The sequence below is a fragment of the Flexivirga sp. G2 genome (genome assembly GCF_055397625.1).
On sequence record NZ_AP039675.1, the window covers coordinates 261,975 to 285,246 of the forward strand.

The window sequence follows — 23,272 nt, forward strand, 5'->3', positions numbered from 1 at the left end:
GTGGATCACTACACCTGTTGTAAACGCGGAGGCGCGATGAACCCGGCAGATCATGTGAAGCGCGGCGTGCGGTGGGGCCTCGGGCACGGATTGCCCGGCGGCCTGATGCGTATGGCGGCGCGCAAAGGCGACTTCCAGGGTCGTATGTCGACCGAGGCGGAGCAGGTCAGCACCCGCGAGCTCGTGCCGCTGCTGAACGAGATCCGCGCCGAGGGCACGATGGCGAAATGGCGTCTGGGGCACATCACCGTCGACCATGCTGCGGTGCGGGAAACGTTGAGCAGCAACGATGTTCATGCCGGTTTCGTCTTCGAGGAAGGCACCGTCCTCGGTCGGATCGGACGATGGGCGAAGCGGGACGGGCTCAACCCGGTCGAGTCGCCATCGCTGCTCGCGGTCGAACCGCCGGACCACACCCGCTACCGCAAGCTGGTGACCCGGGTCTTCTCCGCACGGGCGGTCGAGAAGTTGCGCGTACGCACGGAGCAGATCGCGGCCGACCTGCTGGCCGACATACCGGCCGACCGCCCGGTCGACCTGGTCGAGTCGTACTGCGCGAAGCTCCCGGTCGAGGTCATCTCGGAGATTCTCGGCGTGCCGGAGCGGGACCGCGGCCTGGTGCTGCGGCTCGGTGCCGGCGCGGCGCCCAGCCTCGACATGGGTCTGAGCTGGCGCGACTTCCGCGACGTCGAGGACTCGCTCGACGAGTTCGACGCCTGGTTGGGCGACCACCTCGGTCGGCTGCGCAAGCACCCGGGCGACGACTTGTTCAGCCAGCTCGTGCAGGCCAGCGACGACTGCGCACAGCTGACCGAACGCGAGTTGAAGGCAACCGCCGGACTGGTGCTCGCGGCCGGCTTCGAGACGACGGTCAACCTGCTGGGCAACGGCATTCGGCTGCTCGACGAGCACCCGGAGCAGCTGCAGTTGCTGCGCGACGACCCCTCCGGTTGGGCAAACGCGGTGGAGGAGGTCCTGCGTTACGACCCGCCGGTGCTGCTGACCGGGCGACAGGTCAGCCGGGACACCGAGATCGTCGGGCAGCGCCTCAAGGAGGCGGAGCTGGTCATCACCGTCCTCGCCGGCGCCAACCGTGACCCGAAGGTGTTCGCCGACCCGGACAGGTTCGACATCGGGCGGGCGAACGCCGGTGATCACCTGTCGTTCTCGGCCGGGCGGCACTACTGTCTGGGCGCGTCGCTCGCACGGATGGAGGGGCAGGTCGGACTGCGTGCCTTCTACGACCGGTTCGGCACCGTCGAGCTGCTGCCCGGCGCGGAACGTCGTCCGACCCGCATCCTGCGCGGCTGGGAGAACCTGCCCGCACGGCTCACGCCGGCCGACCGCACCCAGCCCGTAGAGACGGTGCCGGCGGCGTCTTGAGACTGCCACCGTACGGTGGGAGACATGGAGTTTCGCTACCTCGGCAATTCAGGTCTGAAGATCTCGGAGATCACCTACGGCAACTGGCTGACCCACGGGTCCCAGGTCGAGAACGACGCCGCGATCGCGTGCGTGCGCGCTGCGCTCGACGCGGGCATCACGACATTCGACACCGCGGACGTCTACGCCAACACCGCGGCGGAGACCGTGCTCGGCGAGGCGCTGAAGGGTCAGCGTCGCGAGAGCCTGGAGATCTTCACCAAGGTCTACTTCCCGACCGGGCCGAAGGGCCACAACGACACCGGCTTGTCCCGCAAGCACATCACCGAGTCGATCAACGGCTCGCTGCAGCGGCTGGGCACGGACCACGTCGACCTCTACCAGGCGCACCGCTACGACTACGAGACGCCGCTGGAAGAAACCATGCAGGCCTTCGCGGACCTGGTCCGGCAGGGCAAGGTGCTGTATGTCGGAGTCAGCGAGTGGACGGCTGAGCAACTGCGCGAAGGCCACAAGCTCGCGAAAGACCTTGGTTTCCAGCTGATTTCGAACCAGCCGCAGTATTCGATGTTGTGGCGGGTCATCGAGGAGCAGGTCGTGCCGACCTCGGCCGAGCTGGGCATCTCGCAGATCGTCTGGTCGCCCGTGGCGCAGGGAATCCTGACCGGGAAGTACAAGCCGGGCGAGCAGCCGCCCGCCGGCAGTCGCGCGACCGACGAGAAGGGCGGCGCGGACATGATCGCGCGCTTCCTGAACGACGAAACCCTCACGGGCGTGCAGAAACTCGCGCCCATCGCGGCCGACCTCGGCCTGACGATGGCGCAGCTTGCCGTCGCCTGGGTGCTGCAGAATGACAACGTCGCCAGCGCGCTCATCGGTGCCTCCCGGCCGGAGCAGGTCACCGAGAACGTCAAGGCCTCCGGAGTGAAGCTGGACGCGGACGTGATGGCCAAGATCGACGATGCGCTCGGCAGCCTGGCGCAGCGCGACCCGTCACTCACCAAGTCGCCCGAGCACCGCGTGGCCTGACCACGGAGATGGCCGAGGAGTTCGCGAGGGACGAGCGAACGTCTCGAGGTCGCTCCGACATGAGGGACCTCGAGACGCTCGTTCCTCGCTCCTCGGCCACCTCAGGGGCGGGGTTTGCGGGGCTTGAGTCGCAGCGGCGGCAGCTCAGGAGCGGGGATTCGGTCGACCGGGCCGTCATACCCTTCGACGTGACCGAATCGCCCTGAGCCCGCTTGCCATTCGTCACGTGCGGCGACGATCTCCTCGTGGCTGCGGGCGACGAAGTTCCACCACATGACGATGTCCTCGTCCAGCGGCACGCCGCCGATGAGTATGGCGCGCGCCGGCACGTCGCCGGACATGAAGCGGATCAACTCGCGACCGGAGTCGACCAGCCCGAGCTCGGCATGCTCCAGCACCAGCGCTTCCTCTTCCATGGCATCGCCGGGAGCGATCGTCAGGTCACCGTCGTCGAGCAGCACGGCGTGCTCGAAGGACGGGTCGACCGCGATGTCGACGGCGGTGCCGGGAGCCAGCTCGATCTGCGCGCCCACCAACGGGCTGAACGTCCGCACCGGCGACGTCGCACCCGCCAGTTCGCCGACGAAGACCCGTGCGGTCGCCTCACCCGACATCACCGGCAACGGTATCTCCGGGGTGGAGAAGTGGTCGAAACCGTTGGTGCCGTTGCGATCCGCGTCGGGTTGCGCCACCCACAACTGCACGCCGCGCAGGTTGTCCGAGCGGGACACCTCCGAATGGCTGATGCCGTTGCCGGCGGTCATCAGGTTGACCTCGCCCGGTCGGACGAGCTGCACGTTGCCCGCGCTGTCGCGGTGTTCGACCTCGCCGTCGAAGAGCCACGTCACCGTCTGCAGTCCGCAGTGCGGGTGCGGAGCGACGTCCATCGGCGTGGTCGACGGCCCGAAGTGATCGGCGAAGCACCACGCACCGACCAGCGTCCGATCGCGGTGCGGGATCGTGCGCCGGACCAGCATGGCCCGCAGGCCGCCGAGCGGAACCTCGCGCGGCTCCAGGCGTTGCAACGTCGTCATTCGGACACGATAACTTCCGGTGAACTTTGCAAAATTTGAGATTAAGCTGCATGCGATGGCGACCGTCTCCCGTGTGCAGGCCTGGCGCTCCTATCTGGAGTCGAGCGTCCTGTTGCAACAGGCCCTCGACGACCGGTTCCGGGCGACCTCGGACCTCACCCTTGCCGAGTACAACCTGCTGCTGGCGCTCCGCGAAGCCCCGGACGAGCAACTGCGGATGGGCGATCTGGCGCACGCGATGGTCTTCTCCAGCAGCCGGCTGAGTTATCAGGTCGGCGTACTCGAACGTCGTGGTCTCGTATGCCGCAAGCGGGACGCGCAGGACGCGCGCGTCATACATGCGTGTCTGACCGACGTCGGACGGGAGACGTTCGACAGATCGAGTCGGTCGCACCTGATGGCGGTGCGCGAACTCTTCCTGGACGACCTCAGCGCCGATGAGGTCGCCACGCTCGATGCGGTCTTCGGCCGGCTGAAGACCCGGCTGCGGGAACCGACCACGGAATAATTCAAATCTGAAGTAAGTTGGACCGCACATGCCTGCTGTCACAGTGTCGAACATCCTGACCCTCCCGCGAGTCTCCGTGCCCGAGCCGGGTGCGCAGCCGCGTGCGGTCCGGTCGGTCACGACCGCCCCGCAAGGGTTCGAGGGTGAAGGTTTCCCGGTGCGCCGTGCGTTCGCCGGAGTCTCGATGGCGGATCTCGATCCGTTCATCCACATGGATCAGATGGGTGAGGTGGAATACGCGCCCGGTGAGCCGAAGGGCACTCCGTGGCACCCGCACCGCGGCTTCGAGACCGTCACCTACATCATCGACGGCATCTTCGAGCACCAGGACAGTGCCGGCGGCGGTGGCCGCATCACCGACGGCGACACCCAATGGATGACCGCCGGGTCCGGGCTGCTGCACATCGAGAAGCCGCCGGAGTCGCTCGTGATGTCCGGCGGTCTCTTCCACGGCCTGCAGCTGTGGGTCAACCTGCCGAGCACGATGAAGATGTCCGACCCGCGCTACCAGGACATCCGCGGTAAGGAGGTCGCGCTGCTGTCCAGTCCGGACGGTGGTGCGCTGCTGCGCGTCATCGCCGGCGAGGTCGACGGCCACGAGGGTCCGGGCATCACGCACACCCCGATCTCGGTCGTGCACGCGACCGTGGCGCCGGGCGCGCGCGTCCAACTGCCGTGGCGCAAGGACTTCAACGCGCTCGTCTACGTGTTGGCCGGCCGCGGATCCGTTGGCGCAGGGCGCCGTCCGATCGAAATGGGCCAGCTGGCCGTCTTCGGGCCCGGAGATGTCATCGAGGTTGCCGCGGACGACAGCCAGGAGTCGCGCAGCCCCAGTCTGGAGCTCTACATCATAGGCGGCCGCCCGATCCGCGAGCCCGTCGCGGCATACGGTCCGTTCGTGATGAACACCCGCGAGGAACTGATCACGGCGTTCGAGGACTTCCAGGCCGGTCGGCTCGGCACCATTCCCGCCGAGCCGCACCCCGGCCACGACGTGCTCTGACCGGGTACCTCCGCTCCGGTCGGCCGGGTCAGGGACCAACGTCCCTCGCCAACTACGCAACGTAGTAGTACCGTTGGCTACGACAATTCGTAGTAGTCAATGGAGGAGGCGGCGTGGACGCCCTCGATCTGGCGCGATGGCAATTCGCGATCACGACGGTCTACCACTTCCTGTTCGTGCCGATCACGATCGGCCTCTCGGCGATGGTCGCCGGATTCCATACGTGGTACCTGCGCCGCCGCCGGCCCGAATTGCTCCGGTTGGCAAAGTTTTTCGGCAAGCTCTTCACGATCAACTTCGCCCTCGGGCTGGTCACCGGCATCGTGCAGGAGTTCCAGTTCGGGATGAACTGGTCCGACTACAGCAAGTTCGTCGGTGACATCTTCGGGGCGCCGCTGGCCTTCGAGGCGCTGCTGGCGTTCTTCATGGAGTCGACGTTCCTCGGCCTGTGGATCTTCGGCTGGGGGCGTATCCCGGAGAAGATCCACGTGGCGTGCATCTGGATCGTGCACATCGGGACGGTCCTGTCGGCATACTTCATCCTCGCCGCCAACTCCTTCATGCAGCACCCGGTCGGCTACAAGTACAACCGGGCGACCGGTCGCGCCGAACTGACCGACTTCGTCGCCGTACTCACCAACAAGGTGCAGCTCGTGACCTTCCCGCACGTGCTCGCCGCGGCATACCTCTGCGGTGGCGCGATGGTGATGGGTGTCGGTCTGTGGTCGATGCGCAAGCACCCCCACGACATCCAGATGTATCGCAAGGCGGCGCGTGTCGGCGCCGTCGTCACGCTGCTCGCCGGCCTCGCCGTCTCCATCACAGGTGACACCCAGGGCAAGGTGATGACCGAGGTGCAGCCGATGAAAATGGCTGCGGCAGAAGCGCTTTACCAGACCCGGGACAGTTGCGCGGAATTCTCGATCTTCACCATCGGTTCGCTCGACGGTGAGCACGAGAAGTTCTCCATCACCGTGCCGTGCGTGCTCAGCTTCCTCGGCACCGGCTCGTTCAACGGCAAGGTCCAGGGCATCGACGACCTCAAACGTCAGTTGCCCGGTCAGATCGAGAAGGCGGCCGCCCAGCGCGGACAACCCGCTCACTACGTGCAACCCGCCGACGCCGTGTTCACCCCGAACATCCCGCTGGCCTACTGGTCCTTCCGATTGATGATCGGCATCGGCATGCTGGCGTCGTTGATCTCGGTCGTGGTGCTCTGGCTGACTCGCAAGGGCCGCTCGGAGATCCCGCGGTGGCTGGTGCTCGCGGGCATCGCGGCGCCACTGCTTCCCGTGCTGGGCAACAGTTTCGGCTGGATCTTCACCGAGACCGGTCGTCAGCCGTGGCTGGTGTACGGCGTCATGACGACCTCGTCCGGCGTCTCGCCGAGCGTCAGCGTCGGCTCGGTGATCACCTCGATGGTCGTCTTCACGATCCTGTATGCCGGGCTCGCGGTCGTCGAGATCAAGTTGATGCTCGACTACACCCGCCGCGGCGCAGACCCCTACAAACCCACGAAGCAGTCCGCGGACGACGAGCCGCTGGCGTTCTCGTACTGACTTTGAAAAATGATGAGCACAGGAGGTCCGGGGCGCAGGGTGGCAGGCAGCTTGCTGCCAGCCACCCTGCGCCCCGGGCATCACTGATGCTGAAGGGAATTCGCGATGTCTCTGGAAACGTTCTGGTTCATCCTCATCGGCGTGCTCTGGGCGGGCTACCTCATCCTGGAGGGCTTCGACTTCGGTGTCGGCATGTTGTTGGCGATCATCGGTCGCGGCCGTACGAAGGCCGAGACCAACGACAAGCGGCGGCTGATGCTCACCACGATCGGTCCGTTCTGGGACGGCAATGAGGTGTGGCTGATCACCGCCGGAGGGGCGATGTTCGCGGCCTTCCCCGCCTGGTACGCAACGATGTTCAGCGGCTTCTACCTCGCCATGCTGTTGCTGCTGGTTGCGCTGATCCTGCGCAACATGGGCCTGGAATACCGCTACAAGCGCGACAGCGACCGGTGGCGATCGGCCTGGGACGCCGTGATAGTCGGTGGCTCCGTTCTGCCGCCGCTGTTGGTCGGCATCGCGCTGACCAACCTGATCCACGGGGTGCCGGTCGACCGCAGCGGGAACTTCACCGGCACGTTCTTCACCCTGCTCAATCCGATGAGTCTGCTGGGCGGCGTTGCGTTCGTGGCGCTTTCGCTGGTGCACGGCGCGTTCTTCCTCGCGCTCAAGACCAGCGGCTCGGTCCACGAGGACGCGCGGCGGATCGCCCGCCTGGCCGCTCCCGTTGCGGCGTTGCTCGCTGTGGCGCTGCTGGTGTGGATCAACGTGCACACCGGCACCGTCTGGTCGTGGATCGTCACGATCATCGGCGTGGTCTGCTTCCTCGGCGCGCTGGTCGCGGACCGGTTGGACAAGGACGGCCTGGCGTTCGGGGGCACGTTCCTGACGATCGGCGCGGCCACCGCGACCTACTTCCTGGCGGCATACCCCGATGTCATGCCGAGCACCACCTCCGCGGCATACAACCTGACGGTGCACAACGCCGCGAGCTCGCACCTGACCTTGCAGATCATGACCGGGGCGGCGGTCGTCTTCACCCCGATCATGTTGCTCTACACGGCGTGGAACTACTGGGTCTTCCGCAAGCGGATCAGCACCGATCACATTGCGCCACAGACGGATCCGCTCGCGACGGTCGATGTGCCGGCGGATCAGCGGACCCTGGGAACCGGGCCGACGACGTGACGGCTGCAGGCGGATCCGCGCGCCCGTTCGACACCCGACTGCTGCGAGCCGAACCGCGGGTACGTCGCCCGTTGGCCGCGCTCAGCGTGATCGGTGTGGTGCAGGGTGCGCTCGCGATCGCGCAGGCCGTCGCGGTCGCCGGCATCGTCGTTGCCGTGGTGCGCGGACACTCGCTGCTGGGGCCGGCGGTGTTCGTGTCGGCAGTCTTCGCGCTGCGGGCGATCGTCGGAGGGGCGGCGGAACGCGTTGCGGCCTGGGCAGGTTCGTATGTCGGCAACCTGCTCCGCCGCCGTGCGATGAGTCGCTGGCTGGGTGGCACGATCGAGACGCGTCCGAGTGAGACCGTCATGACGACCCGCGCCACACAGGGGACTGCTGCGGTCGAGCCGTATGTCGCCCGATATCTGCCGACCTTGATCAGCGCCGCCGTGGTCCCCGCATTCGCGCTGGTGGCGCTGGCCGTCACGGACTGGGTCAGCGCGCTGATCGTGGTGCTCACATTGCCGCTGCTGCCGCTCTTCGCCGCGCTCATCGGAATGCACACCCGGGACGAGACAGCCGCCCGGTGGCGTGAAACCGACCGACTGACAGGGCATTTCCTCGATGTGATGCGTGGTCTTCCCACTCTGGTCAATTACCAGCGCGCAGAGCACCAGGTCGGCCTGGTGCGTACCGTCGGCCGGCGGTGGCGTGCGGCGACGATCCGGACGTTGCGCACGGCGTTCCTCAGCTCGGCTGCGCTGGAACTGCTCGCCACGATCTCGGTGGCGATCGTCGCGGTCTCGGTCGGGCTGCGGCTGGTGAACGGCGGACTGAGCCTCGAGGTGGGGTTGGTCGCCATACTCCTGGCGCCGGAGGCGTATTGGCCGATCCGCAGGGTGGGACAGGAGTTCCACGCGGCGGCGGACGGTGCACAGGCGATCGAGGAGCTGCTCGCCGACGACTCGACGCGGCCCGCACGCCGGGCGACGTCCGGAACGGCGGTGCGCGCACAGAGTCTGGGCTATCGCTACCCGGGGGAGCAGCAGCTGGTCATCCGTGATCTCGATCTGGACTGTCGCACCGGGCTGACCGTGCTGACCGGGCCGTCGGGTTGTGGGAAGACGACTCTGCTGGAGTTGCTCGCCGGCGTGCGCACTCCCACGACCGGTTCCGTCAGTGCGCCACCGATGCACTTCGTGACCCAGCGACCCTTCCTGATGCCGGGCAGCATCGCCGAGAACCTCACCGTGGCAACGGAGTTGCCGCCGGGGACGGACTGGCTTCCGGAGCCGCTGCGCCGCCTGCCGGACGGCCTTGACACGATCGTCGGGGACGACGGCTTCGGCCTGTCCGCGGGGCAACGCGCGCTCCTCGCCCTGACCCGGGCGAAGCTGTCGGACGCCCCGGTCGTCCTGCTGGATGAGCCGACCGCGCATCTGGACACCGCCATGCAGCAGCAGGTCGAGTCCATGATCCGGCACCTCGCGCGCACCCGCACCGTAGTCGCGGCCACGCACGATCAGCGGCTGATGTCGTTGGCGGACAGCTTGATTCGGCTGGAGTCAGCGACGACCGAAGAGACCCCCGAGGAGCCGGTGAGGGACGATCCGGCGTCTCGAAGGGTCTCGAGGTCTCTTGGCCCTTCTTCCGACGAGCGGGACCTCGAGACGCTCGCTCGTCCCTCGCGAGCCCTCAGGGCGGAGCTCGCGACCTCCTCAAGGACCTCTGCCTCTGTGTGGCGGCCGGTGCCGGGCGTGCTGCCGGCGGCGCTGATCGGCGCACTCGCCTCCGTGTGCGGCGTCGCCCTGACCGCGACCTCCGGCTGGCTGATCGTGCAGGCGAGCACCCGGCCGCCGGTGTTGACCCTGCTGGTGGCCATCGTCTGCGTGCGGGCGTTCGGCATCGGACGGCCGGTGCTGCGCTACGCCGAACGGATCCGCTCCCACGACGCCGCGCTCGGCGATCTCGTCGAGCGCCGGGCGACGCTCTTCGCGAGGTTGATCCCGTTGACACCCGCCGGGCTGGGCCGGCGCCGCCGGGCCGACGTGTTGACCGGCGCCGTGAGCGACCTGGATGACGAGGTCGACGTGCAGGTCCGGGCGTTGGTCCCGTTCCTCGGCTGTGCCATCGCCGCTGCGCTGACGCTGGGTGTCGTGACCGTGCTCCACCCGGCGAGTGGGCTGGTCCTCGGCCTCGTCGTTCTCGCCGTCGCCCTGGTCGGCTGGTGGGACTACCGGCTGGAGAGCGACGGCCAGCGGCATACCCTCCGAGCGCGGGCGAAGGTCCACCGCTCCGCACAGCTCGTCACCACGAATCTGCCTGCGGTGCAAGCGATCGCGGCCGCCGAACCATTGCTCCGACAGCTCGACGACGCGGCTCGTGAGAGCACCCGCGCGACGATCCGGCAAGCGCGCGGACGGGCCACCGGGATCGCCCTGACCACCGCGCTGGCCGGAGCAGCCACCGTCCTGACCGCGCTCGTCGCTCGCGACGGTATGGCGAGCGGGGAGCTGACGGCGCCGATCGCCGCATTGCTGGTGCTGGGACCACTCGCGCTCACCGACGTGCTCGCGACGCTGCCCGATGCCATCGGCGCGGCGGCCCGTGGGCGGTGGGCGCATGCCCGGCTGCGGGACCTCGCCGAGCAGTCACCCAGGGTGCACGACCCCGAGGCACCCGTCGACCTGCCGGGAGGGCCGGACCGGGTCCGGCTGCGCGACGTTCGTGCCTCCTGGACCGGCGACACCACGGACCTGGCCGTCGACGACTTCCGCCTCGAGCCCGGTGACCGGGTCAGCGTCACCGGCCCGAACGGCGCCGGCAAGTCGACCCTGCTGGCGGTCCTCGCCCGACACCTCGAGATCGCCTCCGGTGACTACACATTCGACGGGGCCGACGTACAGCGCAGTCGACTCGTCGACGTGCGCGCCCGGCTGGCGATCGTCGACGACGAACCGCACGTCTTCGCCGGCACGGTCCGCGCCAACCTGCTCCTGGCGCGCCCGAGCGGCACCGACCAGCAGATCGCGCGGGCACTCGTCGACGCCGGGCTCGGCCGGTGGCTGGCGACCCTGCCGGAGGGGTTGGCCACCGAACTCGGTGGCGGCCGGAACCTCAGCGGGGGCGAACGCACCCGCCTCGCGATCGCTCGTGCCCTGCTGTCCGCGCGCCCGATCCTGCTGTTGGACGAGCCCGTCGCACACCTCGATTCGCCCACCGCGCGAGCGGTGATGCACGACCTGCGCGTCGCCGCGGCCGGCGCCTCCGTCGTTGCTGTCTCCCATCAGGGCGTCGGGGACCTGGCGCCGGACCGGGAGTTCGCCATACGGCTGCCGAGCGCTGCGGACGAGCGGGTTACGGTGTCGTCGTGGTGAGGCAGGGACGGTCCGGACTCGGTGATCTGGAGAGTGCGGTCATGGAGCAGTTGTGGGCGCTCCCGGAGGGCGGCTGGCTGTCGGTCCGCGAGGTCCACGAGCGGCTCGTCGACCGTGATTTGGCCTACACCACGGTGATGACGGTGCTCGACCGGCTGGCCAAGAAGGATCTCGTCGGGCGGGAGCGTGCCGGCCGTGCCTGGCGCTACCGCGCCGCGTCGACGCGCGACCAGCTCACCGCCGAGGTGCTGCAGTCGAGCCTGGCGTCGCTGGCGCCGGACGACCGCAAGGCGGCGCTGCTCAGCTTCCTGGACAACGCCTCCGCGGACGACATCGACGTGTTGCGTGCCGGACTCGCCGAGGTCGAGCGCCGGCACGGACGCTGACGCAGGGCCGTCAACCGACTCCGAGCAGCGCCCCCCACGCAGTGACGCCGGTGGCCACCACGACCAACACGGCAACCGCGAGGACCACCACGGACAACCGCCGGTGCGAACCGTTGTCGGCCAGCAGCTCCATCCGGCGGACCGCCGGAGCGCCGTTCGCCCCGAGCATCGCGTCCGGGTGCGCACCGTCCGACAGGTGCACCAGCGCCCGGGCCACCGGCACCGGCCCGACCGTGCGGCACGCGGCGCGGTCGGCGAGCAGCTCGATCAGCAACCGCACCTCCTGCATGCCGCGATCACTGCGTATGGCGCGAGGCACTGCCGTGTGCAGCACGGTGAAGAACTCCAGGACCAGGTCGTGCCGGAGCCGCAGGTGGGCTCGCTCGTGCGCCAGCACGCCAGCCAGGTCCTCGCCCGGCAAAGCGCGAATAGTGCTGTCGGTCAACACGACTCGGCGTCGCTTGCCCGGAATGCAGTAGGCCGTGGGCGTCGGATGGGCCAACACCGTCACCGAGTCGTATGGCGCCTCCGCCCGCGGGTCACCCAGCAGGTCGACGAGCTCGGCATGCTCGCGTCGTGCCGCGCGCAGGTTCCGGCCGATCCGGTGACCCTGCAGCAACAGTCGCGCGACGATCAGGCCGGAGATCAGCAGACCGACGAGCAGTAGCGGGATGTTCGCGGCCGGGGCCGGGATCTGCCGTCCGTCCCGGACGACCTGCAGGATCGCGAGCGGTGCAAGGCACACGGACGCGAAGACTGCGGACAACGAAATCGCTTGCCACAGAAGCAGACCCGGACCCGGGACGTATTCCAGCGCGGTCAGGCGCGGTAGCAGCCGCGGGACCGGCCAGGTGAGCAGGACCGCGACCACGAACAATCCGGTCGTGAGCACGGCGTCATTCTCGCAAGGGAGACCGTGTTGTCGCGGTCAGCCCTTGATCGGGACGGCATACAGGGTGGTGTCGCTGCCGATCGACGCGACGCAGTAGGCGACCTTCGCGGTGCCGCCCTTGGGCACGGCGACCTGGCCGTTGGACTGCTTGGCGGGTTGGACCGACTTGCCCCGGTTGGTTGCCGTCAGGACGTTGTCGCCGGACTTGCTCCACGAGTTGAACTGCGAGATCCCGATCGGTGACCACTTCGCCGCGATGATGTGGCTGTCGCCCGTGGTCATGTCGACCCAGGTGTTGCCTGCGACGGCCCAGGTCTCGTCCGGGGCGAGCATGAAATTCGCAGGGAACACAGCGGGTTCGATCGGCGCGGTGGTGATGCGCGGCTGCAGCTGGGGCAACGAGAAGGTCCGCACCCGCGACGCCTTCGGGTCGTTCTTTGGCACGAAGGCGGTGATCAGCTGGTCGCGGGTGGCCGCGATGAAGGTGCCCGGTGTCGTGCCACTCGGCGCCTTGAGGGTGTGCGGCTCGGGAGCGGTCGTGGCGTCCTTGCTGAGCCAGACCTTGCCCTGCGAGTTGGTCGCGACGAGTGTGCCGTCGGCGAGCACGGCCACCGGGTTGGTGCCCGTGGGCAGTACACGCGGGGTGAGCTTGTCGCCATACAGGATGTAGGCGGACTTGCGGTCGCCCGGCTTGGTGACGATCACGCCGCTCGGAGCCAGCGCAGTGCTCCACTTCTGCTCCAGCGGCCAGGTCTTGGGGTCGCCGCCGGCGAGGGGGTAGGCGATGATCTGCGTCTGCGTGGTCAGGACGATCAGATCGGTCCCGTCGATCGGGACCAGGGCCGGACCATCGGCCACGACCGCGTCGACCGGGAGGTCGGCCTTCCACTGCGACTTGCCCGACGCCGGATCCAGGGAGACCAGTTGAATGCCACCGGTCGTGTCGTTGTCGACGGTGACGACCAACTGCTTGGCGGTCACGACGAGCTGCGGCGAGACGTCGGAGATCTTCACCACCGACCAGAGGTAGCTGGCGGGCAGGCCGGCGGGCGGGCGGATGCTGTCCGGCAGTGGCGTCCCCGACACCGTGGGCGTCGGCCGGCCGGTGGTGCCGTCACCGTCGGAGCGCAGTGCGAAGAACCCCGCAGCCGCCGCGCCGGCCAGCACGACCGCGCCGGCGCCGCCGAGCAGCAGCGAACGACGCGACGGTCCTCGCCCGTCCCGTGTCCCCGCAGGCTCCGGTTCCGGTGAGGTGTCCTGGCCGTCGAAGGTGTCGTCCTCGTCCGACCACGCCGGGGCAGCGGGCTGGTCGAAGCCGTGCGGCGCGGTCGAGGGCGCCGTCGTCGTCGGGATCGGACGACCGTGGTCGTCGGTGAGCGCCTGCGTCGGCGGGGTCAGCGCCTCGGTCGGTTCGTCGTCCTCGAGTGCGTATGCCGGTTGCGGCTCCGGCTCCTCGACCGCCGGTGCGGGGTCCGCCGGACGGAACGCGTTGACGGGGGCCATCGGTTCGGTGCGCGGCTCGGTACGCGTGTCCGTCCGCGTCTCCGCACGCTGCTGGACCGGGGCCACCACCTGTGGGGTGCCGTCCGGGGTCAGTGCGATGTGCCAGACCCGGGAGCCCGGAGTCCGGCCGAGCACCCGGACGGTCTCGCCCGGGGCGTGGCGGTCGGCCCGGCGCCGCGCCTCGCGCAGCAACTGGTCGTAGGGGTCGGTGCCCGGCGTCAACGAGACCTCCTCGTCGTCGACGAGGCCGACGAGTCCCTCCTCGCGGTCCTGCAACTCGATGACGTGCGAGATCTCGTCCGGGACGGGTCCACCGGCCGGTTCGGCCGAGGCGGCGGCCGTGTCCTTCGACGTGCCGGCCGAGGTGTCGTCCGCGGTGTCGTCCGTGGGGGCAACCATCTCCGGCGGCGGCACTTCCCACGCCTCGCCGTCCGGTCCGATCGCGAGGTGGAACGTCGCGCCGTCCGGCGTCATACCCGCGACCCGGATCGTGTGTCCCGGCTGGGTGCGATCGGCGCGCCGGCGCGCGGCACGGATCAGGGCGCGGTGGATGCCAACTCCGGGCGGGACGGTGATCTGCTCGTCGTCCAGCCAGGCCGTCGGTGCGCCGCTGGGGTCGGTGCGCACTTGCAGGACGAACGCCGGGCGCGGCGGAACGTCGTGTTCGTGCTCAGTCATGGCGCTTTCGAGTCGGCTGCTGGAGGTATACCGGACCGGAGGTTACCGGCGGGTTGGGACAACCTTCCGGGAATCGCGGTCGCTCGGCATGAGTCTGACACGCTGTTTGTCGCGTTCCCACGCCGAGCCGCCGTCGAAATCTGTTCGTGACCTACCGGCGTGCTCGATGCCGTCGTGTAGGGGAGTATCGCGACAACACTAGAAATCCCTAGACGGTGATATCGGGACGCGCTCCGATGCGCCCGCGCACCGCGCGCCCACCGTCCGCCGTCGGCCCCGTGGCGGGTACGCTCCCACGGTGTCGTTGGACCAGAAGAGCGTTGCGCGCGTGCTCGGAGTCGAGGTGCCCCCTCTCTCCGGGCCGATCGTCGCAGTCACCCATGACTCACGTGCAGTCGTGCCCGGCGGCGCATTCGTCGCCATCAACGGGTTCACCAGCCGCGGTGCCGACTTCGCGCCGCAGGCGATGGAGCGAGGTGCCGCGCTGGTGGTTGCCGAGGAGCCGATCGACGGCATCCCGACGGCCGTCGTGCCCGACGACCGGGTGGCGCTCGCGGCGCTCGCGACCGAGCTCGCCGGACACCCCTCGCATGACCTGACGGTCTACGGCGTCACCGGCACCAACGGCAAGACCACCAGCTCCTACGTGCTGCACGCGATCCTCAGCGGTGCGTACGGCGAGGCCGCGACCGGCCTGATGACCACCGCCGAGATCATCATCGCGGAGCACCACGAGATGGCCGTGCGTACGACGGGTGAGGCCACCGTCGTGCAGGCCAACCTGGCCCGGATGCGTGACGCGGGTGTGCAGCACGTGGTCCTGGAGACCAGCTCGCACGGCATACATCTGCATCGGGTGGACGGAACTCGTTATGCCGCGGCACTTTTCACCAACCTCACCCGCGACCACCTCGATCTGCACGGCACGATGGAGGCCTACTACCTGACCAAGCGCCGGCTCTTCGAGTGGACCGACGGACCGAAGCTCGCCAACGCGGATGACGAGTGGGGTGCGCGCCTGGCGCACGAGATCCCCGGCACGCTCACCTTCGGGGCGGCGCTGACGGCCGACTACCGGATCGAGGACGAGCGTCGCGACGGCGCGCGCACGGTCTTCGAGCTGGTGACGCCGCGCAACGGACGGCTGCAGCTGAGCATCCCGCTGCTCGGCGACTACAACGTGCACAACGTCGCCGGCGCCGCCGGGATCGCGCTCGAGATGGGTATGTCGCCGAACATACTGGCCCGCGCGGTCAGCGCGATGAACCAGGTGCCAGGGCGATTCGAGCGCGTCCCCGCCGCCGTCGACCGCGGCTTCGAGGTCGTCGTCGACTACGCGCACACCGACATCGGGCTGCGCGCCGTCCTCGAGGTCGCGCGCGAGGTCGCCGGCGACGGCCGCCTGCTGTGTGTGTATGGCGCGGCCGGTGCCCGCGACCGCGACAAGCGTCCGAAGATGGGCGCCGTCGCCTCCGAACTGGCCGACGTCGCGATCATCACCACCGACGACGCCTACCACGAGGACCCGCAGGACATCGCCGACGAGGTGATGGCCGGTGCCGACCCCGCCAACACCACGATCGTCATCGACCGGCGGGCCGCGATCGACGCGGCGCTGCGCGAGGCACGCCCGGGCGACGTCGTCGTCGTGGCGGGCAAGGGGCACGAGCGGGTGCAGCACCTGGCCACCGGTGACGTGCCGTTCCACGACACGACCGTCGTCACCGAGCTGTTGGCCGCTCGCTGACTCAACCGGCGCGCGTGTCGCCGGCGACCCAGGACATGTCCGGGTAGCGATCACCGACGACCCGCAAGGCGGACAGTTCGTCGACGGCTGCGGTCGGAAGCTCGAGCGTCGTCGCGCCGACGTTCTGCCGCAGATAGCGGCGTTGCTTGGTGCCGGGAATCGGGACGACGTCCTCGCCCTGTGCGAGCAGCCAGGCGAGGGCGACCTGTGCAGGTGTGGCGGACAGGTCGGCCGCGATGCCCCGGATGCGTTCCACCAGTGCGAGATTGGCGGTCAGGTTGTCTCCTTGCCAGCGCGGCAACGTGCTCCGGAAGTCGCTGCCGATCCCGGTCGTGGCAGCCGCCGATCCGGTGAGCATCCCGCGCCCGAGCGGGCTGTAGGGCACGATCGTGACCCCGAGTTCGCGTGCCGCGGGCACGTCGGACTCCTCGATGTCCCGGCTGAAGATCGACCACTCCGACTGCAGTGCCGCGATCGGATGTATGGCGCTCGCCCGGCGCAGCGTGTCGGCGGACGCCTCCGAGAGTCCGAGCTGTCGCACCTTGCCGGCGGCGACGAGTTCGGCCATGGCGCCGACGGTCTCCTCGATCGGCACGTCCGGGTCGACACGGTGCAGGTAATACAGGTCGATCGTCTCGACGCCCAGACGCTGCAGTGAGGCGTCGATGCACGCGCGGAGGTAGTCGGGTGTTCCATTCGACCCGTTCGGGAATCCGTCGGCTCCGGTGGTGATGCCGAACTTCGTGGCGAGCACGACTTCGTCGCGGCGGGTGGCCAGTACTTCGGCGAGCAGCCGCTCGTTCTCCCCGGCGGCATACATGTCGGCGGTGTCGAGCAGGTTGATCCCGAGGTCGAGCGCCTCGTGCAGGGTCGCGAGCGCTTCGGGGCGGTCGTCGGCGGTGGCGCCATACCCGAAGTTCATGCCCATGCAGCCGAGGCCGAGGGCCGAGACCTCGAGGTCGGCGATGTGGCGGCGCGGAACGGTGGTGTCGTTGTTCACGGTGCGGTGTCTCCTCCGTAGGTGGCGATCTTGTATTCGGTGGCGGCCAACGAGAGCGTGAGTTCGCGGATCTGCCGGCGCAGGGTGTCGCGGTGTTCCAGCAACATCTCCAGGCGCTCGGGCACCGTTTCCGCACCCTCGTCGACCAGCGCGATGTAGTGCTGCAGGTCTCGGATCGGCATACCGGACAGGCGCATTCGGGTCAGGAACACCAGCCGCCGGACTGCATCCGTGTCGTAGCGACGGTGACCGGCGTCGTCCCGGTCGATGTCGACCAGGCCGATCCGCTCGTAGTAACGCAGCGTGTGTGGGGACGTGTCGAGCAGTTCCGCCACCTCCTGCACCGTCATCGGTTCGGTCGGCAGGCTGTTGGTCACCAGCCGGTCGAACACCTCGCGAATCAGCGGACTGTCCGGCTCCCCGACCGCGTCCAGCGCCTTGCGCATCAGTTCTTCAACTGCCATACCGAAGACGCTAGGCCTTTGAGCGCGCTCGAACGCAAGCACGGATGTTCCGCGGGTCGCTGGCCGGACCGAGATCGCCTTTGCGACGATGGGTGCGTGCGCACAGTCGGCTCACCACTCGGTGGCGGCCCGCCCAAGGTGATCGCTCACCGCGGGGCCAGCCACGAACATCCCGAACACACCCTCGGCGCCTACGAGCGCGCGATCGCCCAGGGCGCCGATGGCCTCGAGTGCGATGTGCGGCTGACCGCTGACCGGCACCTCGTCTGCGTCCACGACCGCCGCGTCAACCGAACCTCCGACGGGCACGGCATCGTCTCGGCCATGGAGCTGGCGCAGCTGGAGGGGATGGACTGGGGGAGCTGGAAGCAGGCCCACGGCGACGACGACGAGGTGCCCGACCGGCACCACGCCAACATCCTCACCCTGCGACAGCTGATCCGGTCGGTGCTGGCCAGCGAACGCAAACCGGATCTGGTCATCGAGACCAAGCACCCGACCCGGTATGCCGGGGAGGTCGAGCGTCGGCTGGTGAGTGTGCTCGGCGAGTTCGACCTACTGCGGCCGGCGCCCGACAAGCCCGTCGTGCGGGTGATGTCGTTCTCCTCGCTGGCCGTTCAACGGATGGCCAAACTCGCGCCGCACCTGCAACGGGTCCAGCTGATCGAGGTCGGGACGTCGCCGTTCTTCCGCGACGGACTGCCGTCCAACGTCGCGATCGCCGGTCCGCGGATGGGCATCATCCGCCGTAACCCCGAGTTCGTGGCGCGCCAGCACCACTACGGACACCAGGTGCACGTGTGGACCGTCGACGACGAGGCGGACATCGAGTTGTGCCTGCGGCTCGGGGTCGACGCGATCATCTCGAATCGCCCGGCGCTGGTGCGTGAGATGGTCGACGCTGCCTACGAAGGACACTGAACGGACACTGAACCGCCCATCCGGCATGATGGCTGCTCGGTACGCCGCGGTAGCGACATGCGCCCACGGCATACGTTCACGACAACGACCGGGCGGCGCGACCGCTGATGACGAGGAGAGGCGGCACCACGTGAGTGAGAAGCGCAAGTCCGAGCCCTGGGTGCGGACGGTGCGGCTGCCGTGGACCATCGACTCCGTGCCGCGCGTCCGTGAGGAGATCGTCGCCGACCTGGGCGACGGCAAACTGCCCGGGGACGTTGTCGAGGAGGCGGAGACGGTCGTCGCCGAACTCGTGGCGAACGCGATCCTGCACGGGCGCCCGCTGCCCGACGGAACGGTCCGCGTGCGGTGGCGTGCTCGTCCCCCGCGGGTCGAGATCGAAGTCACCGACGGCGGATCCGACAAGCAGCCGAAGCCCAAGCCGCAGGCCGACTGGGCGCCGAGTGGTCGCGGGCTGCGGATCGTGCGTTCGCTGGCGTTCGAGTGGGGCGTCAGCGACGAGGACGGTCACACGATGGTCTGGGCGGCACTCGGCGGGGCGTCGCGGCGCCGGATCTGAATCGGCCTCGTGGGTCCCGCCCCGAGGGAAGAGGGAGCAACACCATGACGATCCCGATCGACGGGGTGAAGGTCGGGCACTGGACCGACGCCGAGGCCCGAACCGGTTGCACCGCAGTCGAATTCCCGCCCGGCACGGTTGCGTCATACGAATGCAGGGGCGGTGCGCCGGCGGCCCGCGAGTTGACGTTGATGGAGCCGGACAAGTCCGTCACGACCATCGACGCGCTGCTGCTGACCGGCGGTTCGGCGTTCGGTCTCGCGGCCGCGGACGGCGTGCTGCGCCGTATGGAGGAGGCCGGCCGCGGTGTTCCCACCCCCGGCGGTGCCGTGCCGATCGTCCCGACACTGGCGCTCTTCGACCTCGCAGTCGGTGACGCGTCGGTCCGCCCTGGCCCCGATCAGGGGTATGCCGCAGCAGCCGCCGCCACGACCGACGATCCGGCGACCGGCCAGGTCGGTGCGGGAACCGGTGCGTACGTAAGTCATTGGCGCGGACCGGACGGTGCGCTGCCCGGTGGTGTCGTGACCGCGACCCGGCGGCTCGGCGACGTCGTCGTGTGGGCACTGGTGGTGGTCAACGCCTTCGGCGACATTGATCGCGGCTCGCCGACCGTCGACACCGCTCCGGTCGAGGCGCTGCGGCAGTCCTTCGACTTCGGCCGCACGCACACCACGATCGGGGCGGTCGTCACCAACGCCACGCTCGACAAGGTCGGCTGCCACATCGTCGCGCAGGGCGCGCACGACGGGCTGGCCCGCGCGATCAACCCGCCGCACACGCGCTTCGACGGGGACGCCCTGGTCGCCGCGGCGACTGGTGCGGTGTCCGCGCACGTCGACGTCGTACGCCTGCTCGCGCTCGCGGCCGTCACCGATGCGATCCGCTCGGTCCCGGCCGTCTAGTCTGATGCGCCATGGGTAAGGCATCGCGCCGCAAGGGCGCCGACAAGAAGACCGCACGCGCGGCCCGCGTTCCGTTCGCCGCCAGGCCGTTCGACGGTCTGCCGGGCGAGACCGGCTGGGTCGCGATGCGCGAGATCCTGCCGGCCGCGACCGCCCGGGTGTCGTTCTCGTATGACGGTGCCGATCACTCCGCCACCGTCGCAACCGTGCTGCCGCTGGCGTGGGCGGGTCTGCACCGCAGCGACGGCGAGCGTTTCATCGCGACCCAGTCCGGCGCGGGATCGGGCGACCTCAGTCGCGACCTGGCCGCAGCACTCGTCGCCACGGTCGACACGGAGCCGGGGCAGCCGATCGTCAAGACGCCGCAGGTGACGGCCGAGACGCCGCGCCTGCAGGACCTGCTGACCGGCGACGCCCCCGCGATCGAACTGCACGACGGCTTCGACTTCTGGCTCGAGCAGGACGAGCTGGACGATGCGACGGCCGCCTCGCTGGAGCAGGCCAACGCTGCGGTCACGCCGACGGTGCCGCTGCCGTCCGCGCCGTCGGCCTACTGGTGCCGGCTCGGCGAGCGCACCTACGTGCGGTGGGTGCTCCCGCACGACGAGGACGAGGCCACCGCAGCCCTCGCCCGGCTGCACGCGGCCGGCAATGATGCCCTCGGTGAGGGCCGGTTGCTCGGAGCCTTCCGGACCTGTGGCCTGCTGGTCCCCGTCTGGGAGGTCGACGCGTCGGCCGAGCCCGCGTCATACGACGGCAGCATGGGGGAGCTCAGCGGTCGGTTCGCCGAGGCGCTGGAGTCGGTCCGCGGTGGTGCGGCACTGACCGACGAGGAACGGCGCGCACGCGCCGGCCTGGTGTCGCGTCAGATCACGATTCGTTGACCGTCAGGTCGGCGGTCGGGGCGTCCTCGGCCGATGGCTGACTGACCCGCCTCGGATGCGCGATCGTGCCGCGGATGCGGTCGGTCGAGCGAGCCGCCGCCGGTGCGGCGAGCAGCAGCATCAGCAGCGGCGCGAGCAACAGCAGCCCGGTCGGCGGGATCGACACCCCGGAGTCGTTGGAGATGAACCCGAGGATCCAGCAGACGACGATCGCCGCGAGTCCCTCGCCGAGCATCGGCACCCGGTCGACCAGCGGCATCAGCAGCCGCCCCGGCCAGCGGGACGGGGTGAGCAGCGCCCAGATCGCCACGATCAGGATCAGCGGCACCAGCGCGGTGAGCCAGTTGCTGCTCAGCATCACCCAGTTGGCGCGGAAGATGCGCTGGATGCCGGAGAAGTCGCCGTGGTTGCGCACCTGGGAGACGAAGTCACCCAGGTGGGTGCGGTCCTGCGGCGGACGCAGGTAGTCCAGCACGCCGATGGTGCCGACGATCGCGACCGCGCTGCCGAGGATCAGGGCGGCCCGTCGCCAGGTCAGGGCCAGGCCGCCCGCGTTGAGCGCGAGGTAGGCGAACGCCGGGAACATCGCGAGCGGCCCCGCGCCGTCGGCGCCCCAGTTGGGTGCGCCGTCGATCAGCAACGTCACCAGGGCGATGAGTATGACGGTCGCGGCGGCGAGTTTCCGCTGGCCGGCGCGGACCAGCACACCGGACAGCAGCGCGCAGATCAGCAACGCCGCGGTCGCGATCAGCGCGTCGCCGACGTTGCCCATGCCGTAGAACCGGCCGCCATACACCGGTTGCAGGCCCATCATCGAGACGAACTGCAACTGCGTCCCGTGTATGACGTCCAGCAGCAGCGTGGCCAGGGTGACTGTCGCGATGAACAGCGGCGCGCCGATGGGGATCTTCCGCCACGGTCCGAGCAGGGCGACTGCGGCGATGAGGACCGCGAATCCGACGACGCCCCAGCCGAGGGCGAAGCCCGGGTCGGGCGCATCCCACCACGGCACCAGGCCGATCAGCCAGGTGCTGACCGGCATCGACGCGGTCACGGCCGCGCAGCCGCTCAGCCACCAGCGCAGGGCACGACCCGCCGTCGGGATGGTGCCGGCTGCGTGGGCCCGGCTGCGTCGGCGCCACCACCAGATGCCGCCGATCCCGAAGAGCGCGGCCATCACGACGGCGAAGCGGGTCAGGAACGGTGCCGACAGGCCGTGCTCGACGCGCAACTGCATGGCGATCATGCTGGCGTCGACGATCGCACTGGTGCCGGCCGGCCGCGGCTGCACCACGGGTCGACGGCCCTCGGGCAGATGCGGTGCGGCTTTGCCGAGGCGGCTGAAGACCAGCGCCGACAGGTCGGTCAGTTGGATGACGCCCCGCTGCCGGCTCGAGTTGGAGGTGAGCAGCCCGTGCGGGACACCCGGGCCCTTCACCACCGCGGGGTGCAGGATCTCCGGGCCGGTGTCGTCGGAGAATCCGGCGACGACGATGGTCGCGTCGGCGGGGGCCTTGGCCATGATGTCGCCGAGCAGCCGGTCGTTCTGTGTCGGGAACTGCAGGAAGGTGATGGGGCAGGACGTGAGATCGGCCTTGGCCGGGTCCGAGACGTAGTGGTCGGCCGTGCCGTCGACGTCGGTGGCGGCGAGTGCGGCCAGGCGGCCGCCGTTGGTGATGCACTGGCCGGCGGGCTTCATCAGCTCGGCGATGTGCGAGGGGTTCGCCGGGACCGGGCGGTTCCGGGTGCGGGTCAGGACCTTGTCCCAGTTCGTGAACAGCACCGGAACACCGGACCCCGTCGGCGGCGAGTTGCTCAGGAAGGTCGGTGCCGGGAAGACGTAGCAGGGCGGGCTGGGCGTCTGGCCCGGCGGCGTCATACCGACCAGCGATCCGTAGGACGTGCGCTTGCCGGCGCCGAACGTCAGCCACGACTGGGTCTGGCAGCTGTGCGACGAGAGCGCGCGGGTCGCCATCGATCCGACGGCGCCCTCATGGGCGAGTTTCCAGAGGTTCGGGGTGCCGCTCTCGGTCACGTGATCCCAGGACAGCGCCGGCTCACTGATCACGATGAGCGGCCCCGGCTGGGTGATCTTCTCGGCCGCCGGCCACCGGGTCAGGTAGGAGATGAGGTACGACCCACCGACCGCGACAATGGCAACGCACAGCACGCACACCAGCCACCGTCGGAACACCGGGCAAATCGTACGGGACAAATCCAGCAATCTCCTGTGTCGGATGGTGTATGGCGGGCAACGTCCGTATGACGAAGCG

Annotated in this window: 19 protein-coding genes; 13 read left to right on the forward strand and 6 right to left on the reverse strand. The window is 69.2% G+C overall.

Annotated elements, in window-relative coordinates:
• Nucleotides 1–36 precede the first annotated feature (36 nt).
• Entirely contained in the window at nucleotides 37–1,383 is a 1,347-nt protein-coding gene (locus tag ACZ50J_RS01290; RefSeq protein ID WP_464299480.1) for a cytochrome P450, read from the forward strand.
• A gap of 24 nt (nucleotides 1,384–1,407) precedes the next feature.
• A complete protein-coding gene (locus ACZ50J_RS01295; protein ID WP_464299481.1) occupies nucleotides 1,408–2,412 on the forward strand; it encodes an aldo/keto reductase family protein in 1,005 nt (334 codons plus the stop codon).
• A gap of 101 nt (nucleotides 2,413–2,513) precedes the next feature.
• Here ACZ50J_RS01295 and ACZ50J_RS01300 read toward each other — a convergent pair whose 3' ends face one another.
• Nucleotides 2,514–3,446, reverse strand: coding sequence for a pirin family protein (locus ACZ50J_RS01300; protein WP_464299482.1), 933 nt, complete (start codon nucleotides 3,444–3,446; stop codon nucleotides 2,514–2,516).
• 55 nt (nucleotides 3,447–3,501) lie between these two features.
• Between ACZ50J_RS01300 and ACZ50J_RS01305 the strand changes: the two genes are divergently transcribed.
• The 6 genes from ACZ50J_RS01305 (at nucleotide 3,502) to ACZ50J_RS01330 (ending at nucleotide 11,446) form a co-directional block, all read left to right on the forward strand.
• Complete coding sequence (locus ACZ50J_RS01305; RefSeq protein ID WP_464299483.1) at nucleotides 3,502–3,954, forward strand: MarR family winged helix-turn-helix transcriptional regulator; 453 nt, start codon at nucleotides 3,502–3,504, stop codon at nucleotides 3,952–3,954.
• Between the two features lie 28 nt (nucleotides 3,955–3,982).
• A complete protein-coding gene (locus ACZ50J_RS01310; RefSeq protein WP_464299484.1) occupies nucleotides 3,983–4,957 on the forward strand; it encodes a pirin family protein in 975 nt (324 codons plus the stop codon).
• A gap of 113 nt (nucleotides 4,958–5,070) precedes the next feature.
• Nucleotides 5,071–6,516, forward strand: a complete 1,446-nt coding sequence (locus ACZ50J_RS01315) for a cytochrome ubiquinol oxidase subunit I (protein ID WP_464299485.1) — start codon at nucleotides 5,071–5,073, stop codon at nucleotides 6,514–6,516.
• 105 nt (nucleotides 6,517–6,621) lie between these two features.
• Nucleotides 6,622–7,704 (forward strand): cytochrome d ubiquinol oxidase subunit II, encoded by a 1,083-nt coding sequence (cydB, locus tag ACZ50J_RS01320; RefSeq protein WP_464299486.1) that lies wholly within the window; start codon nucleotides 6,622–6,624, stop codon nucleotides 7,702–7,704.
• Nucleotides 7,701–11,060, forward strand: a complete 3,360-nt coding sequence (gene cydC / locus ACZ50J_RS01325; RefSeq protein ID WP_464299487.1) for a thiol reductant ABC exporter subunit CydC — start codon at nucleotides 7,701–7,703, stop codon at nucleotides 11,058–11,060. The genes cydB and cydC overlap by 4 nt, the downstream gene beginning before the upstream one ends.
• A complete protein-coding gene (locus tag ACZ50J_RS01330) occupies nucleotides 11,054–11,446 on the forward strand; it encodes a BlaI/MecI/CopY family transcriptional regulator (RefSeq protein WP_464299488.1) in 393 nt (130 codons plus the stop codon). The genes cydC and ACZ50J_RS01330 overlap by 7 nt, the downstream gene beginning before the upstream one ends.
• Before the next feature lie 10 nt (nucleotides 11,447–11,456).
• On the opposite strand, the gene ACZ50J_RS01335 is transcribed toward ACZ50J_RS01330, so the two are convergent.
• The gene (locus ACZ50J_RS01335) at nucleotides 11,457–12,338 is read right to left on the reverse strand and encodes a M56 family metallopeptidase (protein WP_464299489.1); all 882 of its coding nucleotides are present in this window, start codon (nucleotides 12,336–12,338) and stop codon (nucleotides 11,457–11,459) included.
• Between the two features lie 36 nt (nucleotides 12,339–12,374).
• Complete coding sequence (locus ACZ50J_RS01340; protein WP_464299490.1) at nucleotides 12,375–14,519, reverse strand: hypothetical protein; 2,145 nt, start codon at nucleotides 14,517–14,519, stop codon at nucleotides 12,375–12,377.
• A 298-nt stretch (nucleotides 14,520–14,817) separates the two neighbouring features.
• On the opposite strand from ACZ50J_RS01340, the gene ACZ50J_RS01345 reads away from it, so the two are divergent.
• A complete protein-coding gene (locus ACZ50J_RS01345; protein WP_464299491.1) occupies nucleotides 14,818–16,266 on the forward strand; it encodes a UDP-N-acetylmuramoyl-L-alanyl-D-glutamate--2,6-diaminopimelate ligase in 1,449 nt (482 codons plus the stop codon).
• 1 nt (nucleotide 16,267) lies between these two features.
• On the opposite strand, the gene ACZ50J_RS01350 is transcribed toward ACZ50J_RS01345, so the two are convergent.
• Together ACZ50J_RS01350 and ACZ50J_RS01355 are read right to left on the reverse strand one after the other, a co-directional pair.
• Complete coding sequence (locus tag ACZ50J_RS01350; protein WP_464299492.1) at nucleotides 16,268–17,266, reverse strand: aldo/keto reductase; 999 nt, start codon at nucleotides 17,264–17,266, stop codon at nucleotides 16,268–16,270.
• The gene (locus tag ACZ50J_RS01355; protein WP_464299493.1) at nucleotides 17,263–17,730 is read right to left on the reverse strand and encodes a MerR family transcriptional regulator; all 468 of its coding nucleotides are present in this window, start codon (nucleotides 17,728–17,730) and stop codon (nucleotides 17,263–17,265) included. The genes ACZ50J_RS01350 and ACZ50J_RS01355 overlap by 4 nt, the downstream gene beginning before the upstream one ends.
• A gap of 96 nt (nucleotides 17,731–17,826) precedes the next feature.
• On the opposite strand from ACZ50J_RS01355, the gene ACZ50J_RS01360 reads away from it, so the two are divergent.
• The 4 genes from ACZ50J_RS01360 (at nucleotide 17,827) to ACZ50J_RS01375 (ending at nucleotide 20,999) form a co-directional block, all read left to right on the forward strand.
• Nucleotides 17,827–18,651, forward strand: coding sequence for a glycerophosphodiester phosphodiesterase (locus tag ACZ50J_RS01360; protein WP_464299494.1), 825 nt, complete (start codon nucleotides 17,827–17,829; stop codon nucleotides 18,649–18,651).
• 130 nt (nucleotides 18,652–18,781) lie between these two features.
• On the forward strand, nucleotides 18,782–19,210 hold the full coding sequence (locus tag ACZ50J_RS01365) for an ATP-binding protein (RefSeq protein WP_464299495.1): 429 nt from the start codon (nucleotides 18,782–18,784) through the stop codon (nucleotides 19,208–19,210).
• 44 nt (nucleotides 19,211–19,254) lie between these two features.
• On the forward strand, nucleotides 19,255–20,115 hold the full coding sequence (locus tag ACZ50J_RS01370; protein ID WP_464299496.1) for a P1 family peptidase: 861 nt from the start codon (nucleotides 19,255–19,257) through the stop codon (nucleotides 20,113–20,115).
• A gap of 11 nt (nucleotides 20,116–20,126) precedes the next feature.
• Nucleotides 20,127–20,999, forward strand: a complete 873-nt coding sequence (locus ACZ50J_RS01375) for a DUF5926 family protein (protein ID WP_464299497.1) — start codon at nucleotides 20,127–20,129, stop codon at nucleotides 20,997–20,999.
• Here ACZ50J_RS01375 and ACZ50J_RS01380 read toward each other — a convergent pair.
• Entirely contained in the window at nucleotides 20,986–23,193 is a 2,208-nt protein-coding gene (locus ACZ50J_RS01380; RefSeq protein ID WP_464299498.1) for a hypothetical protein, read from the reverse strand. The two genes, ACZ50J_RS01375 and ACZ50J_RS01380, sit on opposite strands and share 14 nt — an antisense overlap.
• Between the last annotated feature and the right edge of the window lie 79 nt (nucleotides 23,194–23,272).